At 56.4% G+C, this 16289-nt stretch carries 11 protein-coding genes and 1 pseudogene; 8 read left to right on the plus strand and 4 right to left on the minus strand.

The window, feature by feature from the left end:
* The first annotated feature begins 60 nt into the window (after positions 1 to 60).
* From lolA to ACOI6Z_RS14900, 7 genes and pseudogenes are all read left to right on the plus strand, one after another.
* Entirely contained in the window at positions 61 to 672 is a 612-nt protein-coding gene (gene lolA / locus ACOI6Z_RS14870; protein ID WP_004201368.1) for an outer membrane lipoprotein chaperone LolA, read from the plus strand.
* An 8-nt stretch (positions 673 to 680) separates the two neighbouring features.
* The gene (gene rarA, locus ACOI6Z_RS14875; protein WP_032455263.1) at positions 681 to 2024 is read left to right on the plus strand and encodes a replication-associated recombination protein RarA; all 1344 of its coding nucleotides are present in this window, start codon (positions 681 to 683) and stop codon (positions 2022 to 2024) included.
* A gap of 91 nt (positions 2025 to 2115) precedes the next feature.
* Positions 2116 to 3408 carry a serine--tRNA ligase gene (gene serS, locus ACOI6Z_RS14880; protein WP_004201371.1) on the plus strand — a complete coding sequence of 431 codons (1293 nt, stop codon included), beginning with the start codon at positions 2116 to 2118 and terminating at the stop codon, positions 3406 to 3408.
* 198 nt (positions 3409 to 3606) lie between these two features.
* Positions 3607 to 6045 (plus strand): annotated as a pseudogene (dmsA, locus tag ACOI6Z_RS14885) (dimethylsulfoxide reductase subunit A).
* A 10-nt stretch (positions 6046 to 6055) separates the two neighbouring features.
* Positions 6056 to 6673, plus strand: a complete 618-nt coding sequence (locus ACOI6Z_RS14890; RefSeq protein ID WP_023289012.1) for a DMSO/selenate family reductase complex B subunit — start codon at positions 6056 to 6058, stop codon at positions 6671 to 6673.
* Between the two features lies 1 nt (position 6674).
* Complete coding sequence (locus ACOI6Z_RS14895) at positions 6675 to 7538, plus strand: dimethyl sulfoxide reductase anchor subunit family protein (RefSeq protein ID WP_023289013.1); 864 nt, start codon at positions 6675 to 6677, stop codon at positions 7536 to 7538.
* Positions 7539 to 7812: 274 nt separating this feature from the next.
* Positions 7813 to 8961 (plus strand): MFS transporter, encoded by a 1149-nt coding sequence (locus ACOI6Z_RS14900; protein ID WP_008805851.1) that lies wholly within the window; start codon positions 7813 to 7815, stop codon positions 8959 to 8961.
* A gap of 153 nt (positions 8962 to 9114) precedes the next feature.
* Here the strand turns inward: ACOI6Z_RS14900 and pflA are convergent, their stop codons facing one another.
* The 4 genes from pflA to ycaO all read right to left on the minus strand — a co-directional run bounded on the left by pflA (position 9115) and on the right by ycaO (position 15384).
* Positions 9115 to 9855: a pyruvate formate lyase 1-activating protein gene (gene pflA / locus ACOI6Z_RS14905; protein WP_002898145.1), complete on the minus strand. Its 741-nt coding sequence runs from the start codon at positions 9853 to 9855 to the stop codon at positions 9115 to 9117.
* 191 nt (positions 9856 to 10046) lie between these two features.
* Complete coding sequence (gene pflB / locus ACOI6Z_RS14910) at positions 10047 to 12329, minus strand: formate C-acetyltransferase (RefSeq protein WP_023289014.1); 2283 nt, start codon at positions 12327 to 12329, stop codon at positions 10047 to 10049.
* A 51-nt stretch (positions 12330 to 12380) separates the two neighbouring features.
* On the minus strand, positions 12381 to 13238 hold the full coding sequence (gene focA / locus ACOI6Z_RS14915; protein ID WP_023289015.1) for a formate transporter FocA: 858 nt from the start codon (positions 13236 to 13238) through the stop codon (positions 12381 to 12383).
* A gap of 385 nt (positions 13239 to 13623) precedes the next feature.
* A complete protein-coding gene (gene ycaO / locus ACOI6Z_RS14920; protein ID WP_420687441.1) occupies positions 13624 to 15384 on the minus strand; it encodes a 30S ribosomal protein S12 methylthiotransferase accessory factor YcaO in 1761 nt (586 codons plus the stop codon).
* A 115-nt stretch (positions 15385 to 15499) separates the two neighbouring features.
* Here ycaO and ACOI6Z_RS14925 point away from each other — a divergent pair, with 115 nt between their 5' ends.
* On the plus strand, positions 15500 to 16192 hold the full coding sequence (locus ACOI6Z_RS14925) for a DUF421 domain-containing protein (RefSeq protein ID WP_023289017.1): 693 nt from the start codon (positions 15500 to 15502) through the stop codon (positions 16190 to 16192).
* Positions 16193 to 16289: the final 97 nt, after the last annotated feature.

The following is a 16289-nucleotide window of genomic DNA, read 5'->3' on the forward strand; positions in this document are numbered from 1 at the left end:
TCCTACATTAGGGGCAGAAGAGGCTCCCGCGTCGGGAGTGACGCACATTAAGGAAGAACAATGAAAAAACTCGCAATCACCTGTGCATTACTGTCTGGTATGGTCGTCAGCCAGGTCTGGGCAGATGCGGCCAGTGACTTAAAAAGCCGTCTTGATAAAGTGAGCAGCTTCCATGCCAGCTTCACGCAAAAAGTCACCGACGGCAGCGGCAACGCCGTGCAGGACGGACAGGGCGACCTGTGGGTAAAACGCCCGAATCTGTTTAACTGGCATATGACCCAGCCGGATGAGAGCGTCCTCGTTTCGGATGGTAAAACCCTGTGGTTCTATAACCCGTTCGTCGAGCAGGCCACGGCGACCTGGCTGAAAGACGCGACCAGCAACACGCCGTTTATGCTGATTGCCCGCAACCAGTCCAGCGACTGGCAGCAGTACAATATCAAACAAAACGGCGATGATTTTGTGCTGACGCCGAAAAGCGGCAGCGGCAACCTGAAGCAGTTCACGATCAACGTCGGTCGGGACGGCACCATCCATCAGTTCAGCGCCGTCGAGCAGGATGATCAGCGCAGCAGCTATCAGCTGAAATCGCAGCAGAACGGCGCCGTCGACGCATCTAAGTTCACCTTTACGCCGCCGAAAGGGGTGACGGTGGACGATCAACGTAAGTAGAGGCGAAAGTGAGCAATCTGTCGCTCGATTTTTCCGACAACGCGTTTCAACCTCTGGCCGCTCGCATGCGGCCAGAAAATTTAGCGCAGTATATTGGCCAGCAGCACCTGCTGGCGCCGGGCAAACCCCTGCCGCGGGCGATCGAAGCCGGGCACCTGCATTCGATGATCCTCTGGGGGCCGCCGGGCACCGGCAAGACTACCCTGGCGGAAGTGATCGCCCGCTATGCCAGCGCCGATGTCGAACGGATCTCGGCGGTGACCTCCGGGGTGAAAGAGATCCGCGAGGCCATTGAGCGCGCGCGGCAGAATCGCAACGCCGGCCGACGAACGATTCTGTTTGTTGACGAAGTGCATCGCTTCAATAAAAGCCAGCAGGATGCCTTTCTGCCGCATATTGAAGATGGCACCATCACCTTTATTGGCGCGACCACCGAAAATCCCTCCTTTGAGCTTAACTCGGCGCTGCTCTCCCGCGCCCGCGTCTACTTACTGAAATCGCTCACCACCGACGATATCGAGCAGGTGCTTGACCAGGCGATGCACGATAAAACCCGCGGCTACGGCGGCCAGGATATCGTTTTGCCGGATGAGACCCGCAGGGCCATCGCCGAACTGGTGAACGGCGATGCGCGGCGGGCGCTGAATACCCTGGAAATGATGGCCGATATGGCCGAGAGCGATGATGCGGGCAAGCGGGTGCTGAAGGCGGAACTGCTGACCGAGATCGCCGGCGAGCGCAGCGCGCGCTTTGATAATAAAGGCGACCGTTTCTACGATTTGATTTCCGCCCTGCATAAGTCAGTGCGCGGGAGCGCGCCGGACGCGGCGCTCTACTGGTACGCGCGGATCATCACCGCCGGGGGCGATCCGCTGTACGTTGCCCGCCGTTGTCTGGCGATTGCCTCGGAAGACGTCGGCAACGCCGACCCGCGGGCGATGCAGGTGGCCATTTCGGCGTGGGACTGCTTTACCCGCGTCGGGCCGGCGGAAGGCGAACGGGCGATTGCCCAGGCCATTGTCTATCTGGCCTGCGCGCCGAAGAGCAATGCGGTCTACACCGCCTTTAAAGCGGCGCTGGCCGACGCGCGAGACCGTCCGGACTATGACGTTCCGGTGCATCTGCGCAATGCCCCGACGAAGCTGATGAAAGAGATGGGCTACGGGCAGGAGTATCGTTACGCTCATGACGAACCTAACGCCTACGCCGCCGGTGAGCAGTACTTCCCGCAGGAAATGGCGCAAACGCGCTATTATCGCCCGACAAACCGGGGGCTTGAGGGCAAAATTGGCGAAAAGCTCGCCTGGCTCGCTGAACAGGATCAAAATAGCCCGATAAAACGCTACCGCTAATTGAGGCGTTGCGGTAAGGTTATTACACTATTTCCGTGGTCGTAGTCTGCGGCCACTATTCTTTTTTTAATTCGATAAGCACAGGATAAGCATGCTCGATCCCAATCTGCTGCGTACCGAGCCAGACGCAGTCGCAGAAAAACTGGCACGCCGGGGCTTTAAGCTGGATGTAGATAAACTTCGCGCGCTTGAAGAGCGTCGTAAAGTTCTGCAGGTGCAAACGGAAAACCTGCAGGCGGAGCGCAACTCCCGATCGAAATCCATTGGCCAGGCGAAAGCGCGCGGGGAAGACATCGAGCCATTACGCCTGGAAGTGAACAAACTCGGCGAACAGCTGGATGCCGCAAAATCCGAGCTGGAAGCGCTGCTGGCGGAAATCCGCGATATCGCGCTGGCGATCCCGAATATTCCTCACGATGACGTGCCGGTTGGCCGTGACGAAAACGACAACGTTGAAGTCAGCCGCTGGGGCACGCCGCGCCAGTTCGATTTCGACGTGCGCGATCACGTGACGCTGGGTGAAATGCACGGGGGGCTGGATTTTGCCGCCGCCGTTAAGCTCACCGGTTCGCGCTTCGTGGTGATGAAAGGCCAGCTGGCCCGTCTGCACCGCGCCCTGGCGCAGTTCATGCTGGATCTGCACACTGAACAGCATGGCTATAGCGAAAACTATGTCCCGTACCTGGTTAACCAGGACACCCTGTATGGCACCGGTCAGCTGCCGAAATTCGCCGGCGACCTGTTCCATACCCGTCCGCTGGAAGAAGAGGCTGACAGCAGCAACTACGCGCTGATCCCGACGGCGGAAGTGCCGCTGACCAACCTGGTGCGTGATGAAATTATCGATGAAGACGATCTGCCGATAAAAATGACCGCCCATACGCCGTGCTTCCGTTCCGAAGCAGGTTCTTATGGTCGCGACACCCGCGGTCTGATCCGTATGCACCAGTTCGATAAAGTTGAAATGGTGCAGATTGTCCGTCCGGAAGACTCGATGGCGGCGCTGGAAGAGATGACCGGCCACGCCGAGAAAGTGCTGCAGCTGCTGGGCCTGCCTTACCGTAAGGTCGCGCTGTGCACCGGCGATATGGGCTTCAGCGCCTGTAAAACCTATGACCTCGAAGTGTGGGTCCCGGCGCAGAACACCTACCGTGAGATCTCTTCCTGCTCCAACGTCTGGGATTTCCAGGCGCGTCGTATGCAGGCTCGCTGCCGCAGCAAGTCCGACAAGAAGACCCGTCTCGTTCATACCCTGAATGGTTCTGGCCTGGCGGTCGGTCGTACCCTGGTGGCGCTGATGGAAAACTATCAGCAGGCTGATGGCCGTATCGAGATCCCGGAAATCCTGCGCCCGTATATGCGCGGCCTCGAATATATCGGTTAATTTTTACCTTCTCCCTTAAAAGCGCCTGCGGGCGCTTTTTTTACATCCTTATTGATACCGGGCAATAATCCCATCCGCGAATGCAGTGATACTCCCTTTGGATTAAACCAGCATAAAAAACCAATAATATTTCAAAGCCTTATATATATCACTATATAGCGCTTGTCAGTTTATTGTGAGCAACCAAAGCGAGTATCCATGAAAATTAAAGCCCCCGATGCTTTACTGGCTGCTGAGGTAAGCCGCCGTGGTCTGATGAAAACCACGGCAATAGGCGGCCTGGCGCTGGCCAGCAACGCACTAACGTTACCCTTTTCCCGTATGGCCCACGCCGCCGACACGCCAGCCCCGGCCAGTGAGAAGGTGGTCTGGAGCGCCTGCACCGTCAACTGCGGTAGCCGCTGCCCGCTGCGCATGCACGTGGTGGATGGCGCGATTCAATACGTCGAAACCGATAATACCGGTGACGATAACTATGACGGCCTGCATCAGGTGCGCGCCTGCCTGCGCGGGCGGTCTATGCGCCGCCGGGTTTATAACCCCGATCGGCTGAAATATCCGATGAAGCGCGTAGGCAAACGCGGTGAGGGTAAATTCGAGCAAATCAGCTGAGAAGAGGCGTTCGATATCATCGCCAGCACGACGCAGCGCCTGATTAAAGACTACGGCAACGAGTCCATCTATCTGAACTACGGCACCGGCACGCTGGGAGGCACGCTGACCCGCTCCTGGCCGCCGGGGAAAACCCTGATTGCCCGTCTGATGAACTGCTGCGGTGGGTATCTCAATCATTACGGCGACTATTCATCCGCGCAGATTGCCGCAGGGTTGAATTACACCTACGGCGGCTGGGCGGATGGCAACAGCCCGTCGGATATTGAAAACAGCCAGTTAGTGGTGCTGTTCGGCAACAACCCAGGCGAAACGCGGATGAGCGGCGGCGGGGTGACCTACTATCTTGAGCAGGCGCGCCAGAAATCCAATGCCCGGATGATCATTATCGATCCGCGCTATACCGACACCGGCGCCGGACGCGAAGATGAATGGATCCCGATTCGCCCCGGTACCGATGCGGCGCTGGTATCGGGTCTGGCGTGGGTGATGATCACCGAGAATCTGGTCGATCAGCCGTTCCTCGATAAATACTGTGTGGGATACGACGAGAAAACTCTGCCTGCCGATGCCCCGGCCAATGGCCACTATAAAGCCTGGATCCTTGGCCAGGGCGCCGACGGTATCGCCAAAACGCCGGAGTGGGCCTCGACCATAACCGGTATTCCGCGCGAACGCATTGTTAAACTGGCGCGCGAAATTGCCAGCGCCAAACCGGCCTATATCAGCCAGGGCTGGGGGCCGCAGCGTCACGCCAACGGCGAAATCGCCACCCGGGCTATCGCGATGCTCGCCATTCTGACCGGTAACGTCGGGATCAACGGCGGCAACAGCGGCGCGCGCGAGGGCTCCTACAGCCTGCCGTTTGAGCGCATGCCGACGCTGGAGAATCCGGTTCAGACCAGCATATCGATGTTTATGTGGACCGATGCGATTGAGCGCGGCCCGGAAATGACTGCCCTGCGCGATGGGGTGCGTGGCAAAGATAAGCTCGATGTGCCGATCAAAATGATCTGGAACTATGCGGGCAACTGCCTGATCAACCAGCACTCAGAGATTAACCGCACCCACGAGATCCTGCAGGACGACAAGAAGTGCGAGATGATTGTGGTCATCGACTGCCATATGACCTCGTCAGCGAAATACGCCGATATTCTGCTGCCGGACTGCACCGCCTCTGAGCAGATGGATTTCGCGCTGGATGCCTCCTGCGGCAACATGTCCTACGTCATCTTTGCCGACCAGGCCATCAAGCCGCGTTTCGAATGCAAAACTATCTATGAGATGACCAGCGAGCTGGCGAAGCGCCTCGGCGTCGAGGAAAAATTTACCGAAGGCCGTACCCAGGAAGGCTGGATGCGCTATCTGTATGAGCAGTCGCGTACAGCAATTCCCGACCTGCCGGAGTTCGACACCTTCCGTCAGCAGGGCATCTATAAGCAGCGCGATCCGCAAGGGCACCATGTGGCTTATAAGGCCTTCCGCGAGGATCCGCAGGCTAATCCGCTGACCACGCCTTCGGGCAAGATTGAAATCTATTCGCAGGCGCTGGCGAAAATCGCCGCCACCTGGGAGCTGCCGGAAGGCGATGTCATCGATCCGCTACCGATCTACACCCCGGGCTTCGAAAACTACAACGATCCGCTGACGGCGAAATACCCGCTACAGCTGACCGGCTTCCACTATAAATCGCGTGTCCATTCAACCTACGGCAACGTCGATGTACTGAAGGCTGCCTGTCGGCAGGAGATGTGGATTAACCCGATCGATGCCCGCCAGCGCGGCATTGCCAACGGCGATCGCATTCGCATCTTCAACGACCGTGGGGAAGTGCATATCGAAGCGAAGGTGACCCCGCGCATGATGCCGGGCGTGGTCGCGCTGGGGGAAGGGGCCTGGTATAACCCGGACGCCTCGCGCGTGGATCAGGCGGGCAGCATTAACGTGCTGACCACCCAGCGCCCCTCGCCGCTGGCGAAGGGGAACCCGTCGCATACCAACCTCGTCCAGGTTGAGAAGCTGTAAGGAGTAACCGATGACAACTCAGTATGGATTTTTTATTGATTCCGCCCGTTGCACCGGTTGCAAGACCTGCGAACTGGCCTGTAAGGACTACAAAAATCTGACCCCCGATGTCAGCTTCCGCCGCATTTATGAATATGCCGGCGGCGACTGGCAGGAGGATAACGGCGTCTGGAATCAGAACGTTTTCGCCTATTACCTCTCCATCGCCTGTAACCACTGCGAAGATCCGGCCTGCACCAAGGTCTGTCCGAGCGGAGCGATGCACAAGCGCGAAGACGGTTTTGTGGTGGTCAACGAAGAGGTGTGCATTGGCTGCCGTTACTGCCATATGGCTTGTCCTTACGGCGCGCCGCAATATAACGCCGACAAAGGCCATATGACCAAGTGTGACGGCTGCCACGAGCGCGTCGCCGACGGGAAAAAGCCGATCTGCGTCGAGTCCTGCCCGCTGCGGGCGCTGGATTTCGGGCCGATTGCCGAACTGCGCGCTAAGCACGGCCAGCTGGCGGCGGTGGCGCCGTTGCCTTCGGCGCACTTTACCCGGCCGAGCATCGTGATCAAACCTAACGCCAATGCCCGGCCGTGTGGCGATACCACCGGTTACCTGGCAAACCCGAAGGAGGTGTAAGATGGGAAACGGATGGCATGAATGGCCGCTGATGATCTTTACGGTCTTCGGCCAGTGCGTCGCGGGCGGCTTCATCGTCCTGGCGCTGGCGCTCATGACGGGCAAGCTTTCCCGTGAGCAGGAGCAGCGCGTGGTGGGTAGCATGTTCGGCCTGTGGGTATTGATGGGGATCGGGTTTATCGCCTCGACAATGCACCTCGGTTCGCCGCTGCGGGCCTTTAACTCGCTCAATCGCGTAGGGGCCTCATCGCTGAGTAATGAGATAGCCAGCGGGGCGATCTTCTTCGCCGTCGGCGGGATTGGCTGGCTGCTGGCCGTGTGTAAAAAGTTGCCTGCCGGACTGCGTAGCCTGTGGCTGGTAGCGACCATGGCGCTTGGGGTGATCTTCGTCTGGATGATGGTGCGGGTCTATAACACCATCGACACAGTGCCGACCTGGTATACCGTCTGGACGCCGCTGAGCTTCTTCCTGACGCTGTTTATCGGCGGTCCGCTGCTGGGCTACCTGCTGCTGCGCGTCGCAGGCGTCGACGGTTGGGCGCTGCGCCTGCTGCCGGTGGTCACTTTACTGGCGCTGCTGGTGAGTATCGTGGTGGTCCTGATGCAGGGGAGTGAACTCGCCACTATCCGCAGCTCAATTCAGCAGGCCTCCGCCCTGGTGCCGGATTATGGGCTGCTCATGGCCTGGCGCGTGGTGCTGCTGGCGCTGGCCCTGGCCTGCTGGTGCGTGCCGCAGATCCGCGGCCGCAAGCCGGCGGTCTCGCTGCTCGGCCTGGCGTTTGTTCTGGTGCTGGCAGGAGAGATGATTGGCCGCGGCGTATTCTATGGTCTGCATATGACCGTCGGGATGGCTATCGCCAGTTAATCAGCGTCATCATGCCGGCACAGGCGTGCCGGCATGATGAAAACGTGCTGTCGATAGATGAAATTTTTCGACTGAAATTAACAGCGAGATTTATTAATAAATTAAGAAAAACAACAGCGTATTATCTGTTGCCTCATCTTTATCCCTTCTGTGGATAAAAAACTTCTATCGTGCCCGGCAAAACCGCGTCAGGCCTGATTTCAGGTGGATTGACAATGTTTTTAGCGGTGGCATGATGCGCTCGCGATCTGAACATTCCTCACGGTTTTTACCCATGACCATCTACACCCGGCCAGTGCAAATGCTGCTCTGTGGCCTGCTTTTACTGACCCTGGCGATAGCGGTGCTGAATACGCTCGTCCCGCTCTGGCTCGCCCATGAAAATATGCCAACCTGGCAGGTCGGCATGGTGGGGTCATCCTATTTTACCGGCAACCTGGCCGGTACGTTGCTTGCCGGCTGGGTGATCAAGCGCCTGGGGTTTAACCGCAGCTATTATCTCGCGTCGTTAATATTCGCCGTCGGCTGCGTAGGGCTGGGGATCACCGTGGGCTTCTGGACGTGGCTGAGCTGGCGTTTTATCGCCGGCGTAGGCTGCGCGATGATTTGGGTGGTGGTGGAAAGCGCGCTGGTCTGCAGCGGCACTTCACGCAGCCGCGGTCGTCTGCTGGCGGCGTACATGATGGTCTATTACGTCGGTACCGTACTGGGCCAGCTGATGGTCAGTAAACTCCCCACCGATTTAATGAGCGTCTTGCCGTGGGTGACGGGTCTGGCGCTGGCGGCGATCCTGCCGCTGCTGTTTACCCGCATCATGGGGCAGGCCGAAGAGCCACATGAAACGGTACGTATCTGGCCGATGCTGAAGCTGCGCCAGGCGCGCCACGGGGTCAATGGCTGCATTATCTCAGGGATTGTCCTCGGCTCGCTGTATGGTCTGATGCCGCTGTGGCTGAACCATCAGGGCGTCAGCGACGCCGGCATTGGCTTCTGGATGGCGGTGATGGTTAGCGCCGGGATCCTCGGCCAGTGGCCGGTAGGGCGCCTGGCAGACCGCTACGGTCGCCTGCTGGTGCTGCGGGTGCAGGTTTTTGTGGTGATTCTGGGATGTATGGCGATGCTCAGCCAGGCGGCGATGGCGCCGGCGCTGTTTGTGTTGGGCGCTTCGGGCTTTACCCTCTATCCGGTGGCGATGGCCTGGGCCTGTGAAAAAGTGGAGCACCATCAGCTGGTGGCAATGAACCAGGCGCTGTTGATGAGCTATACCATCGGCAGCCTGCTGGGCCCGACGCTGACGGCGATGCTGATGCAGAACTTCTCGGATAACCTGCTGTTTATTATGATCGCCAGCGTGTCGTTTATCTATCTGCTGACCCTGCTGCGCAAAGCCGGGCATCATCCAACGCCGGTGGCGCACGCCTGACCCTGTAGCGCGCAGCGCATGCTGCGCGTCATCCGTTTTAATAGCCTGTGCTTACTGCAGTAGAGCCGTCTTGCATAAGAATGCAACGGCTGGACGGTAACAGCTTCCCACGCCGTTGCAGGCCGGCATAAGCGCATCACCGGCCCGGTGGGATTAGTACATCACTTTGTGCCCATATTGCTCAAGGATGCCTTTGACTCGCTCCATGGTCTCTTTCTTCGGCGGATGGACGCCGTCCAGCTTGTACTCTTCGCCCATCGCTACCCATTTGTGTTTGCCCAGCTCATGGTAGGGCAGCAGCTCGATTTTTTCGACATTGCCCATATCGCGGGTAAATTCGCCCAGGCGGTGCGCGGAATCATCATCGTCTGACCAGCCCGGAACCACCACGTAGCGGATCCAGACATTGATATTCTTCTTCGCCAGATACTGGGCGAATTCCAGCGTACGATGGTTAGAGACGCCGACCAGGTTCTGGTGAATCTCATCGTTCATCTGCTTGAGATCCAGCATCACCAGGTCTGTTACCTCCAGCAGTTCGTCGATAACGGGATCGTAGCGACGAACAAAGCCATTGGTATCGAGACAGGTATGAATACCTTCCTTCTTACAGGCGCGGAACCAGTCGCGAACAAACTCCGCCTGCAGGATCGCTTCGCCGCCCGATGCGGTGACGCCGCCGCCGGAAGCATTCATAAAGTGACGATAGGTCACTACCTCTTTCATTAACTCTTCAACGGTGATTTCTTTGCCGCCGTGGGTATCCCAGGTATCACGGTTATGGCAGTACAGGCAGCGCATCAGGCAGCCCTGGAAAAAGGTAATAAAGCGGATGCCCGGGCCATCAACGGTGCCACAGGATTCAAAGGAGTGAATGCGACCAATAACTGACATTGCGGTGTTTTCTCCAGATGTGGCCCATCCGGGGCCGTGTTGGTGCACAGCTCAGCGGCTGTGTCGAGTCTGTTTTGACAGATACCCAAAGTATAGATAACTGGCAAAGCAGGCTAGGGCGGGGATTGCTTGTTAAAAAGGCCCCACTGATGTGGGGCCTTTATTGTACGCTTTTTCAGTCAGACAGGGAATTACATGGTCTGAGTGAAGGTACGGGTAATAACGTCCTGCTGCTGTTCTTTAGTCAGGGAGTTAAAACGTACAGCGTAGCCAGATACGCGGATGGTCAGCTGCGGATATTTTTCCGGGTTTTCCATCGCGTCGAGCAGCATTTCGCGGTTCATTACGTTCACGTTCAGGTGCTGACCACCTTCGATGGACGCTTCGTGGTGGAAGTAACCATCCATCAGACCCGCCAGGTTGGTCTTACGAACTTCGTCATCTTTACCCAGCGCGTTCGGTACGATAGAGAAGGTGTAAGAGATACCATCTTTCGCGTAAGCAAACGGCAGTTTCGCTACGGAGGTCAGAGAGGCAACAGCACCTTTCTGGTCACGGCCGTGCATCGGGTTAGCACCTGGTCCGAACGGCGCGCCAGCGCGACGACCGTCTGGGGTGTTACCGGTTTTCTTACCATATACCACGTTAGAGGTGATGGTCAGAACAGACTGAGTCGGGATCGCGTTGCGGTAGGTGTGCAGTTTCTGAATTTTCTTCATGAAACGTTCAACCAGGTCAACGGCCATGTCATCGACGCGAGCATCGTTGTTACCAAACTGCGGGTATTCGCCTTCGATTTCGAAGTCGACAGCCAGACCGTCTTCGTCACGAATCGGTTTAACTTTCGCATATTTGATTGCGGACAGGGAGTCAGCAGCAACGGACAGACCCGCGATACCACACGCCATGGTGCGGATAACGTCACGGTCGTGCAGCGCCATCAGAGAGGCTTCGTAGCTGTACTTGTCGTGCATGTAGTGGATGATGTTCAGCGCAGTGACGTACTGTTTAGCCAGCCAGTCCATGAAGTGATCCATGCGTTCCATCACTTCGTCGAAGTTCAGAACGTCGCCTTTGATCGGTTCAGATTTCGGACCCACCTGCATTTTCAGTTTTTCATCCACGCCGCCGTTGATAGCGTACAGCATGGTTTTTGCGAGGTTGGCGCGAGCACCGAAGAACTGCATTTGCTTACCAACAACCATCGGGCTTACGCAGCATGCGATAGCGTAGTCGTCGTTGTTGAAGTCCGGACGCATCAGGTCATCGTTCTCATACTGCAGAGAAGAGGTATCGATGGACACTTTAGCAGCGAATTTCTTGAAGCTCAGCGGCAGTTTTTCAGACCACAGGATAGTGATGTTCGGCTCCGGAGACGGCCCCATGGTGTACAGGGTGTTCAGGAAGCGGAAGCTGTTTTTGGTCACCAGAGTACGGCCGTCAACGCCCATACCGCCGATGGATTCTGTTGCCCAAATCGGGTCACCGGAGAACAGTTCATCGTATTCCGGGGTACGCAGGAAGCGAACCATACGCAGTTTCATGACCAGGTGGTCAACCATTTCCTGCGCGTCTTGCTCGGTGATTTTACCCGCCTGCAGGTCACGTTCGATGTAGATATCCAGGAAGCTGGAGGTACGACCGAAGGACATTGCCGCGCCGTTCTGAGATTTAACGGCAGCCAGGTAACCGAAGTAGGTCCACTGGATAGCTTCCTGAGCGGTGGTCGCCGGACCGGAGATGTCGTAGCCATATTTAGCCGCCATCTCTTTGATCTGGCCCAGCGCGCGGTGCTGTTCAGCGATTTCTTCACGCAGACGGATGGTCGCTTCCAGATCTTCGCCGCTTTCCAGTTTCGCTTGCAGAGAGTTGAACTGGGCGAATTTGTCTTTCATCAGGAAGTCGATACCGTACAGCGCAACGCGACGGTAGTCACCGATGATACGACCACGGCCGTAAGCATCCGGCAGACCAGTCAGCACGCCGGATTTACGGCAGCGCAGGATGTCCGGAGTATAGACGTCGAAAACGCCCTGGTTGTGAGTTTTACGATACTCAGTGAAGATTTTTTTCAGCATCGGGTCCAGCTCGCGATTGTACGCTTTGCAGGAACCTTCAACCATTTTAATACCACCGAACGGGATGATCGCACGTTTCAGCGGCGCTTCGGTCTGCAGACCAACGATTTTTTCCAGACCTTTCTCGATATAGCCTGCGTCGTGAGAGGTGATGGTGGAAGCCAGGGCAGTGTCAAAATCAACAGGCGCGTGAGTGCGGTTTTCCTGTTTTACACCTTCCATTACGCTGTCCCACAGCTTGGTGGTCGCTTCAGTCGCGCCAGCCAGGAAGGATTCGTCGCCTTCATATGGGGTGTAGTTTTTCTGAATAAAGTCACGGACGTTGACTTCATTCTGCCAGTCACCTTTCGCAAAACCTTCCCAGGCTGTGGCTAACTTTTCATTAAGCTCGGACATGTAACACCTACCTTCTTAAGTGGATTTTTTATTTACTGCCTGAAACAACCCTTAGTGATGGTCGTTGCCACGCAGGTAAATGACCCAGTATGTCAACCCGACCAGCAGACCCCCGCCGATAATGTTCCCGATAGTTACCGGAATCAGGTTATCAGTGATGAAGTTCATAACGGTCAAGTGAGAGAAACTTTCCGGAGTCGAACCGATTGCGGTCCAGAATTCCGGGCTTGCAAAGTTGCGGATTACGATACCCATCGGGATCATAAACATGTTGGCGATGCTGTGCTCAAAGCCGCTGGCAACGAACATCGCTACCGGCAGGACCATGATCATCGCTTTATCCATCAGGCTACGACCGGAATAGCTCATCCATACGGCGAGACAAACCATCAGGTTAGCGAGGATACCCAGGCTCACGGCCTCCACAAAAGTATGGTGCATTTTGTGGTCAGCGGTCTGCAGGACATTGAGCCCCCAACCGCCGTTGGCAGTCATATATTCGCCTGATAACCACATCAGCAGCACAAACAGCAGTGCGCCCACCAGGTTACCAAAATAGACGTTGAGCCAGTTTTTTGCCAGTTGCCCCCAGGTAATTCGACCGCTGGCTTTCGCCACCACGATCAATACCGTAGAGGTAAAGAGGTCAGCGCCGCAGATAATGCACAGAATCAGACCCAGGGAAAAACAGACCCCACCGATAAGCTTGGCAATCCCATAAGGCATCGCGGCAGTGCCGGTGGTCGCGGTGATATAGAATACGAAAGCGATGGAGATGAAAACGCCAGCGGTGATCGCCAGATAAAAGGTCTTCATCGGATGCTTCGTTGCTTTATAGACACCTGCTTCTTCGGCGACTTTCGCCATCGCGGCAGGGAGCAAAAGATCAAAAGGGTTGTCAGCTTTCACACTAACTCTCTCTTTATATAAGTTGGCGGTGAGATACTAACAAAGCATTATAGAAGGGAAATTGATATAGATCATATCTCACCGGAACTATATGCCTTTTTAGTGTGTGGTTTTTGTGTTTTTAGCGGTTAAATGATTGAATATTATGAAGAAAATAAATTTTAAAATTTATAAGTTATGTTGAATTTTTTCGTTTTCACGCCATTTTTTGAGTTAATTAATATGGAGTATTTTATTTAAAATTAACGAATGGTAAATCTTATAAGCGCATTATTTACTATTAATTAACTTTGCAACTACAAACTATAGTGGCCGCCTCGTCAGGTGAAATCAACGGAGCCGCATTGGGCTCCGTTGCTGGTCACCACGATGGCGCGCTTAGGGCTTATTTTGCCCAGAACGCCGCCTTCGCTCGCTGCAGTTTTTCATAAGCCTTCAGCAGCGACTGATGGGCCGGGAAGGCCTGCAGATCGCTGTCGACAGCCTGAAGGCCATAGAACGGCGCTTCCCCGCTCAGCGCCGCGCTGGCGGCTTCGACCGCCTCGGCGCCGTACATACGGATAAAGGCGTTCAGGTATTGCAACGGCTGACGCTCCTCTTCCTGGCTCAGCAGCAGCAGGGTCTGCAGGCAGCGATAGTAGTTAGCGCGTTCCGCGCTGAAGACCGAAGCGTTGAACTCCATGGTCCACTCGGTCCAGATCAGCGCCTGCTCCAGATCGCCGCCGGCCAGGGCCAGCATGGCTTTCAGCTCGCCAACGCGCAGGGTATACCAGCCGTTGTCTTTGCCGGTGGCGAGGCCCAGCAGTTCGCGAACGCGGGTGAAATCATCCAGGCCTTCATCGTCCATCTGCTCGATCAGCGCCAGGTAATCTTCTTTTTCCCACTCGCTGCCCGGCAGGGACAGAATGGTGTCGCGCAGATGAGCGCCCATGCTGTTGTTCGCCAGCCACAGATCTTCCGCCGGGTAAATATCCGACATCCCCGGGACGATGATACGGCAGGCGTAAACGCCCAGGTGCTCGTAGTCGGCGATATACACTTCTTTATCTTCGGCCTTGAAGATGGCCATCAGGGTGGCGAACTCTTCTTCTGTGGTGCCGGAGAAGCTCCAGTCAACGAACGGATAGTCGGCATCCTGCTTGAACATATCCCAGGAAATCAGGCCGCTGGAGTCGATAAAGTGGGTTTCGAGGTTAGCATGCTCGGCGACTTCTTCGTCGTCGAAGGTCGGCGGCGTGAAGACGTCGAGATCTTTCAGGCTGCGGCCCTGCAGCAGTTCGGTGACCGTACGCTCCAGCGCCACGCCGAAGTCCGGATGGGCGCCGAAAGAGGCGAAGCAGGTGCCGTTTGCCGGGTTAAACAGCACGACGCAGATAACCGGATACTTGCCGCCCAGCGAGCCATCATAGGCAAAGATCGGGAAACCTTCGGCTTCCAGTTTGGCGATCGACTCCACAACGCCCGGATAGCGCGCCATGACCTCCGCCGGGATCTCCGGCAGGCCGATGCTTTCGGCGATGATGCGGTTTTTGATATGGCGCTCAAAGACTTCGGACAGGCCCTGCACGCGAGCTTCATTGCGGGTGTTGCCGGCGGACATGCCGTTGGAGACATACAGGTTGCCGACGATATTCATAGGAATATAGACCGTTTCGCCGTCGGACTGGCGGGTAAAGGGCAGGCCGCACACGCCGCGCTCATCGTTACCGGATTGCAGATCCACCAGCATGCTGGCCGTCAGCTGATCGTCCGGATCGTAGAACGTGAGCAGGCGGGCATCCAGCAGACCTTCCGGGACGTCGTCGTTTTCGGTCAGCGGGAACCACTTTTCGTTCGGGTAGTGAACGAACGGGCCGTTAGCGATAGTGTCGCCTAACCAGAAGTCAGCGAAAAAATAGTTGGTGGACAGGCGCTCGAAATATTCGCCCAGCGCGGAGGCGAGGGCTGCCTTTTTGGTGGCGCCTTTACCATTGGTAAAGCACAGCGCGCATTCCTTATCGCGAATGTGAACGGACCACACGTGCGGCACCGGGTTCAGCCACGAGGCCTCTTCGATATCAAATCCGAGGTCGAGCAATTTTTGCTGGAAGCGAGCGATGGAATCTTCCAGGGCGGCATCTTTGCCGGGAATAAACGTTTGGGTCATGGCGATCACTTTTGTCGTACGGAAAGCGCGCAATGATACGGCTTTTATCTGACAGGTGCTATCTCCATCATCTGGCTATGCTTAGAGACATCTTTTAATGCTCAGGGAGATGATAATGAAAGCCTTTGACTGGCAGAGGATGGCACTCGATAAAGTGCCGGTGGAATTTCTCGGCGAGGTGGCGTTGCGCAGCCTCTACACCTTCGTTCTGGTCTTTATTTTCCTCAAAATTACCGGACGGCGCGGCGTGCGGCAGATGTCGCTGTTTGAAGTGCTGATTATTCTGACCCTCGGCTCGGCGGCGGGGGACGTGGCGTTTTATGACGATGTCCCGCTGTTGCCGGTGCTGGTGGTCTTCGTCACGCTGGCGCTGCTTTATCGCGGCATCATGTGGCTGATGGGGCATAGTGAAAAGCTGGAGGATCTGCTGGAGGGCAAGCCTATCGTGGTGGTGGAGGAGGGGCAACTGGCATGGGAGAAACTGCATGCGGAAAATATGACCGAATTCGAATTTTTTATGGAGCTACGGGTCAACAGCGTCGAGCAGCTCGGCCAGGTGCGGCTGGCGATCCTTGAAACCAATGGCCAGATCAGCGTGTTTTATTATCCCGATGACGAGGTGAGGGCCGGGTTGTCGATTCTCCCGACGCACTGCACCACGCGCTATACCACTATTCCTCAGGAGGGGATCTACGCCTGCGTACGCTGCAGCATCGTGATGGCGATGCAGGCGGGAGAAAAGCGAATATGTTCCCGCTGCGCAAATGCAGAATGGTCGAAGGCCAGCCGGGCGAAACGGCTCACCTGACAGCAAATATGTCGGTTTTATTACGTCAAGCCGATAGATTCTGTTGTGTGACGGCTGCCGCGTTTTGCTGTCGGCGAGTTTTAGCCATTGCGGACCG

It is taken from the genome of Klebsiella sp. C239 (assembly GCF_048822715.1).
In the GTDB taxonomy this organism is placed as follows: Bacteria; Pseudomonadota; Gammaproteobacteria; order Enterobacterales; family Enterobacteriaceae; genus Klebsiella; species Klebsiella quasipneumoniae.

Excerpts from the sequence above, each read along its gene's own strand:
- lolA (WP_004201368.1), top strand. The coding sequence starts at position 61 with ATGAAAAAACTCGCAATCACCTGTGCATTACTGTCTGGTATGGTCGTC.
- serS (WP_004201371.1), top strand. The coding sequence starts at position 2,116 with ATGCTCGATCCCAATCTGCTGCGTACCGAGCCAGACGCAGTCGCAGAA.
- ACOI6Z_RS14890 (WP_023289012.1), top strand. The coding sequence starts at position 6,056 with ATGACAACTCAGTATGGATTTTTTATTGATTCCGCCCGTTGCACCGGT.
- ACOI6Z_RS14895 (WP_023289013.1), top strand. The coding sequence starts at position 6,675 with ATGGGAAACGGATGGCATGAATGGCCGCTGATGATCTTTACGGTCTTC.
- ACOI6Z_RS14900 (WP_008805851.1), top strand. The coding sequence starts at position 7,813 with ATGACCATCTACACCCGGCCAGTGCAAATGCTGCTCTGTGGCCTGCTT.
- pflA (WP_002898145.1), bottom strand. The coding sequence starts at position 9,855 with ATGTCAGTTATTGGTCGCATTCACTCCTTTGAATCCTGTGGCACCGTT.
- pflB (WP_023289014.1), bottom strand. The coding sequence starts at position 12,329 with ATGTCCGAGCTTAATGAAAAGTTAGCCACAGCCTGGGAAGGTTTTGCG.
- ycaO (WP_420687441.1), bottom strand. The coding sequence starts at position 15,384 with ATGACCCAAACGTTTATTCCCGGCAAAGATGCCGCCCTGGAAGATTCC.
- ACOI6Z_RS14925 (WP_023289017.1), top strand. The coding sequence starts at position 15,500 with ATGAAAGCCTTTGACTGGCAGAGGATGGCACTCGATAAAGTGCCGGTG.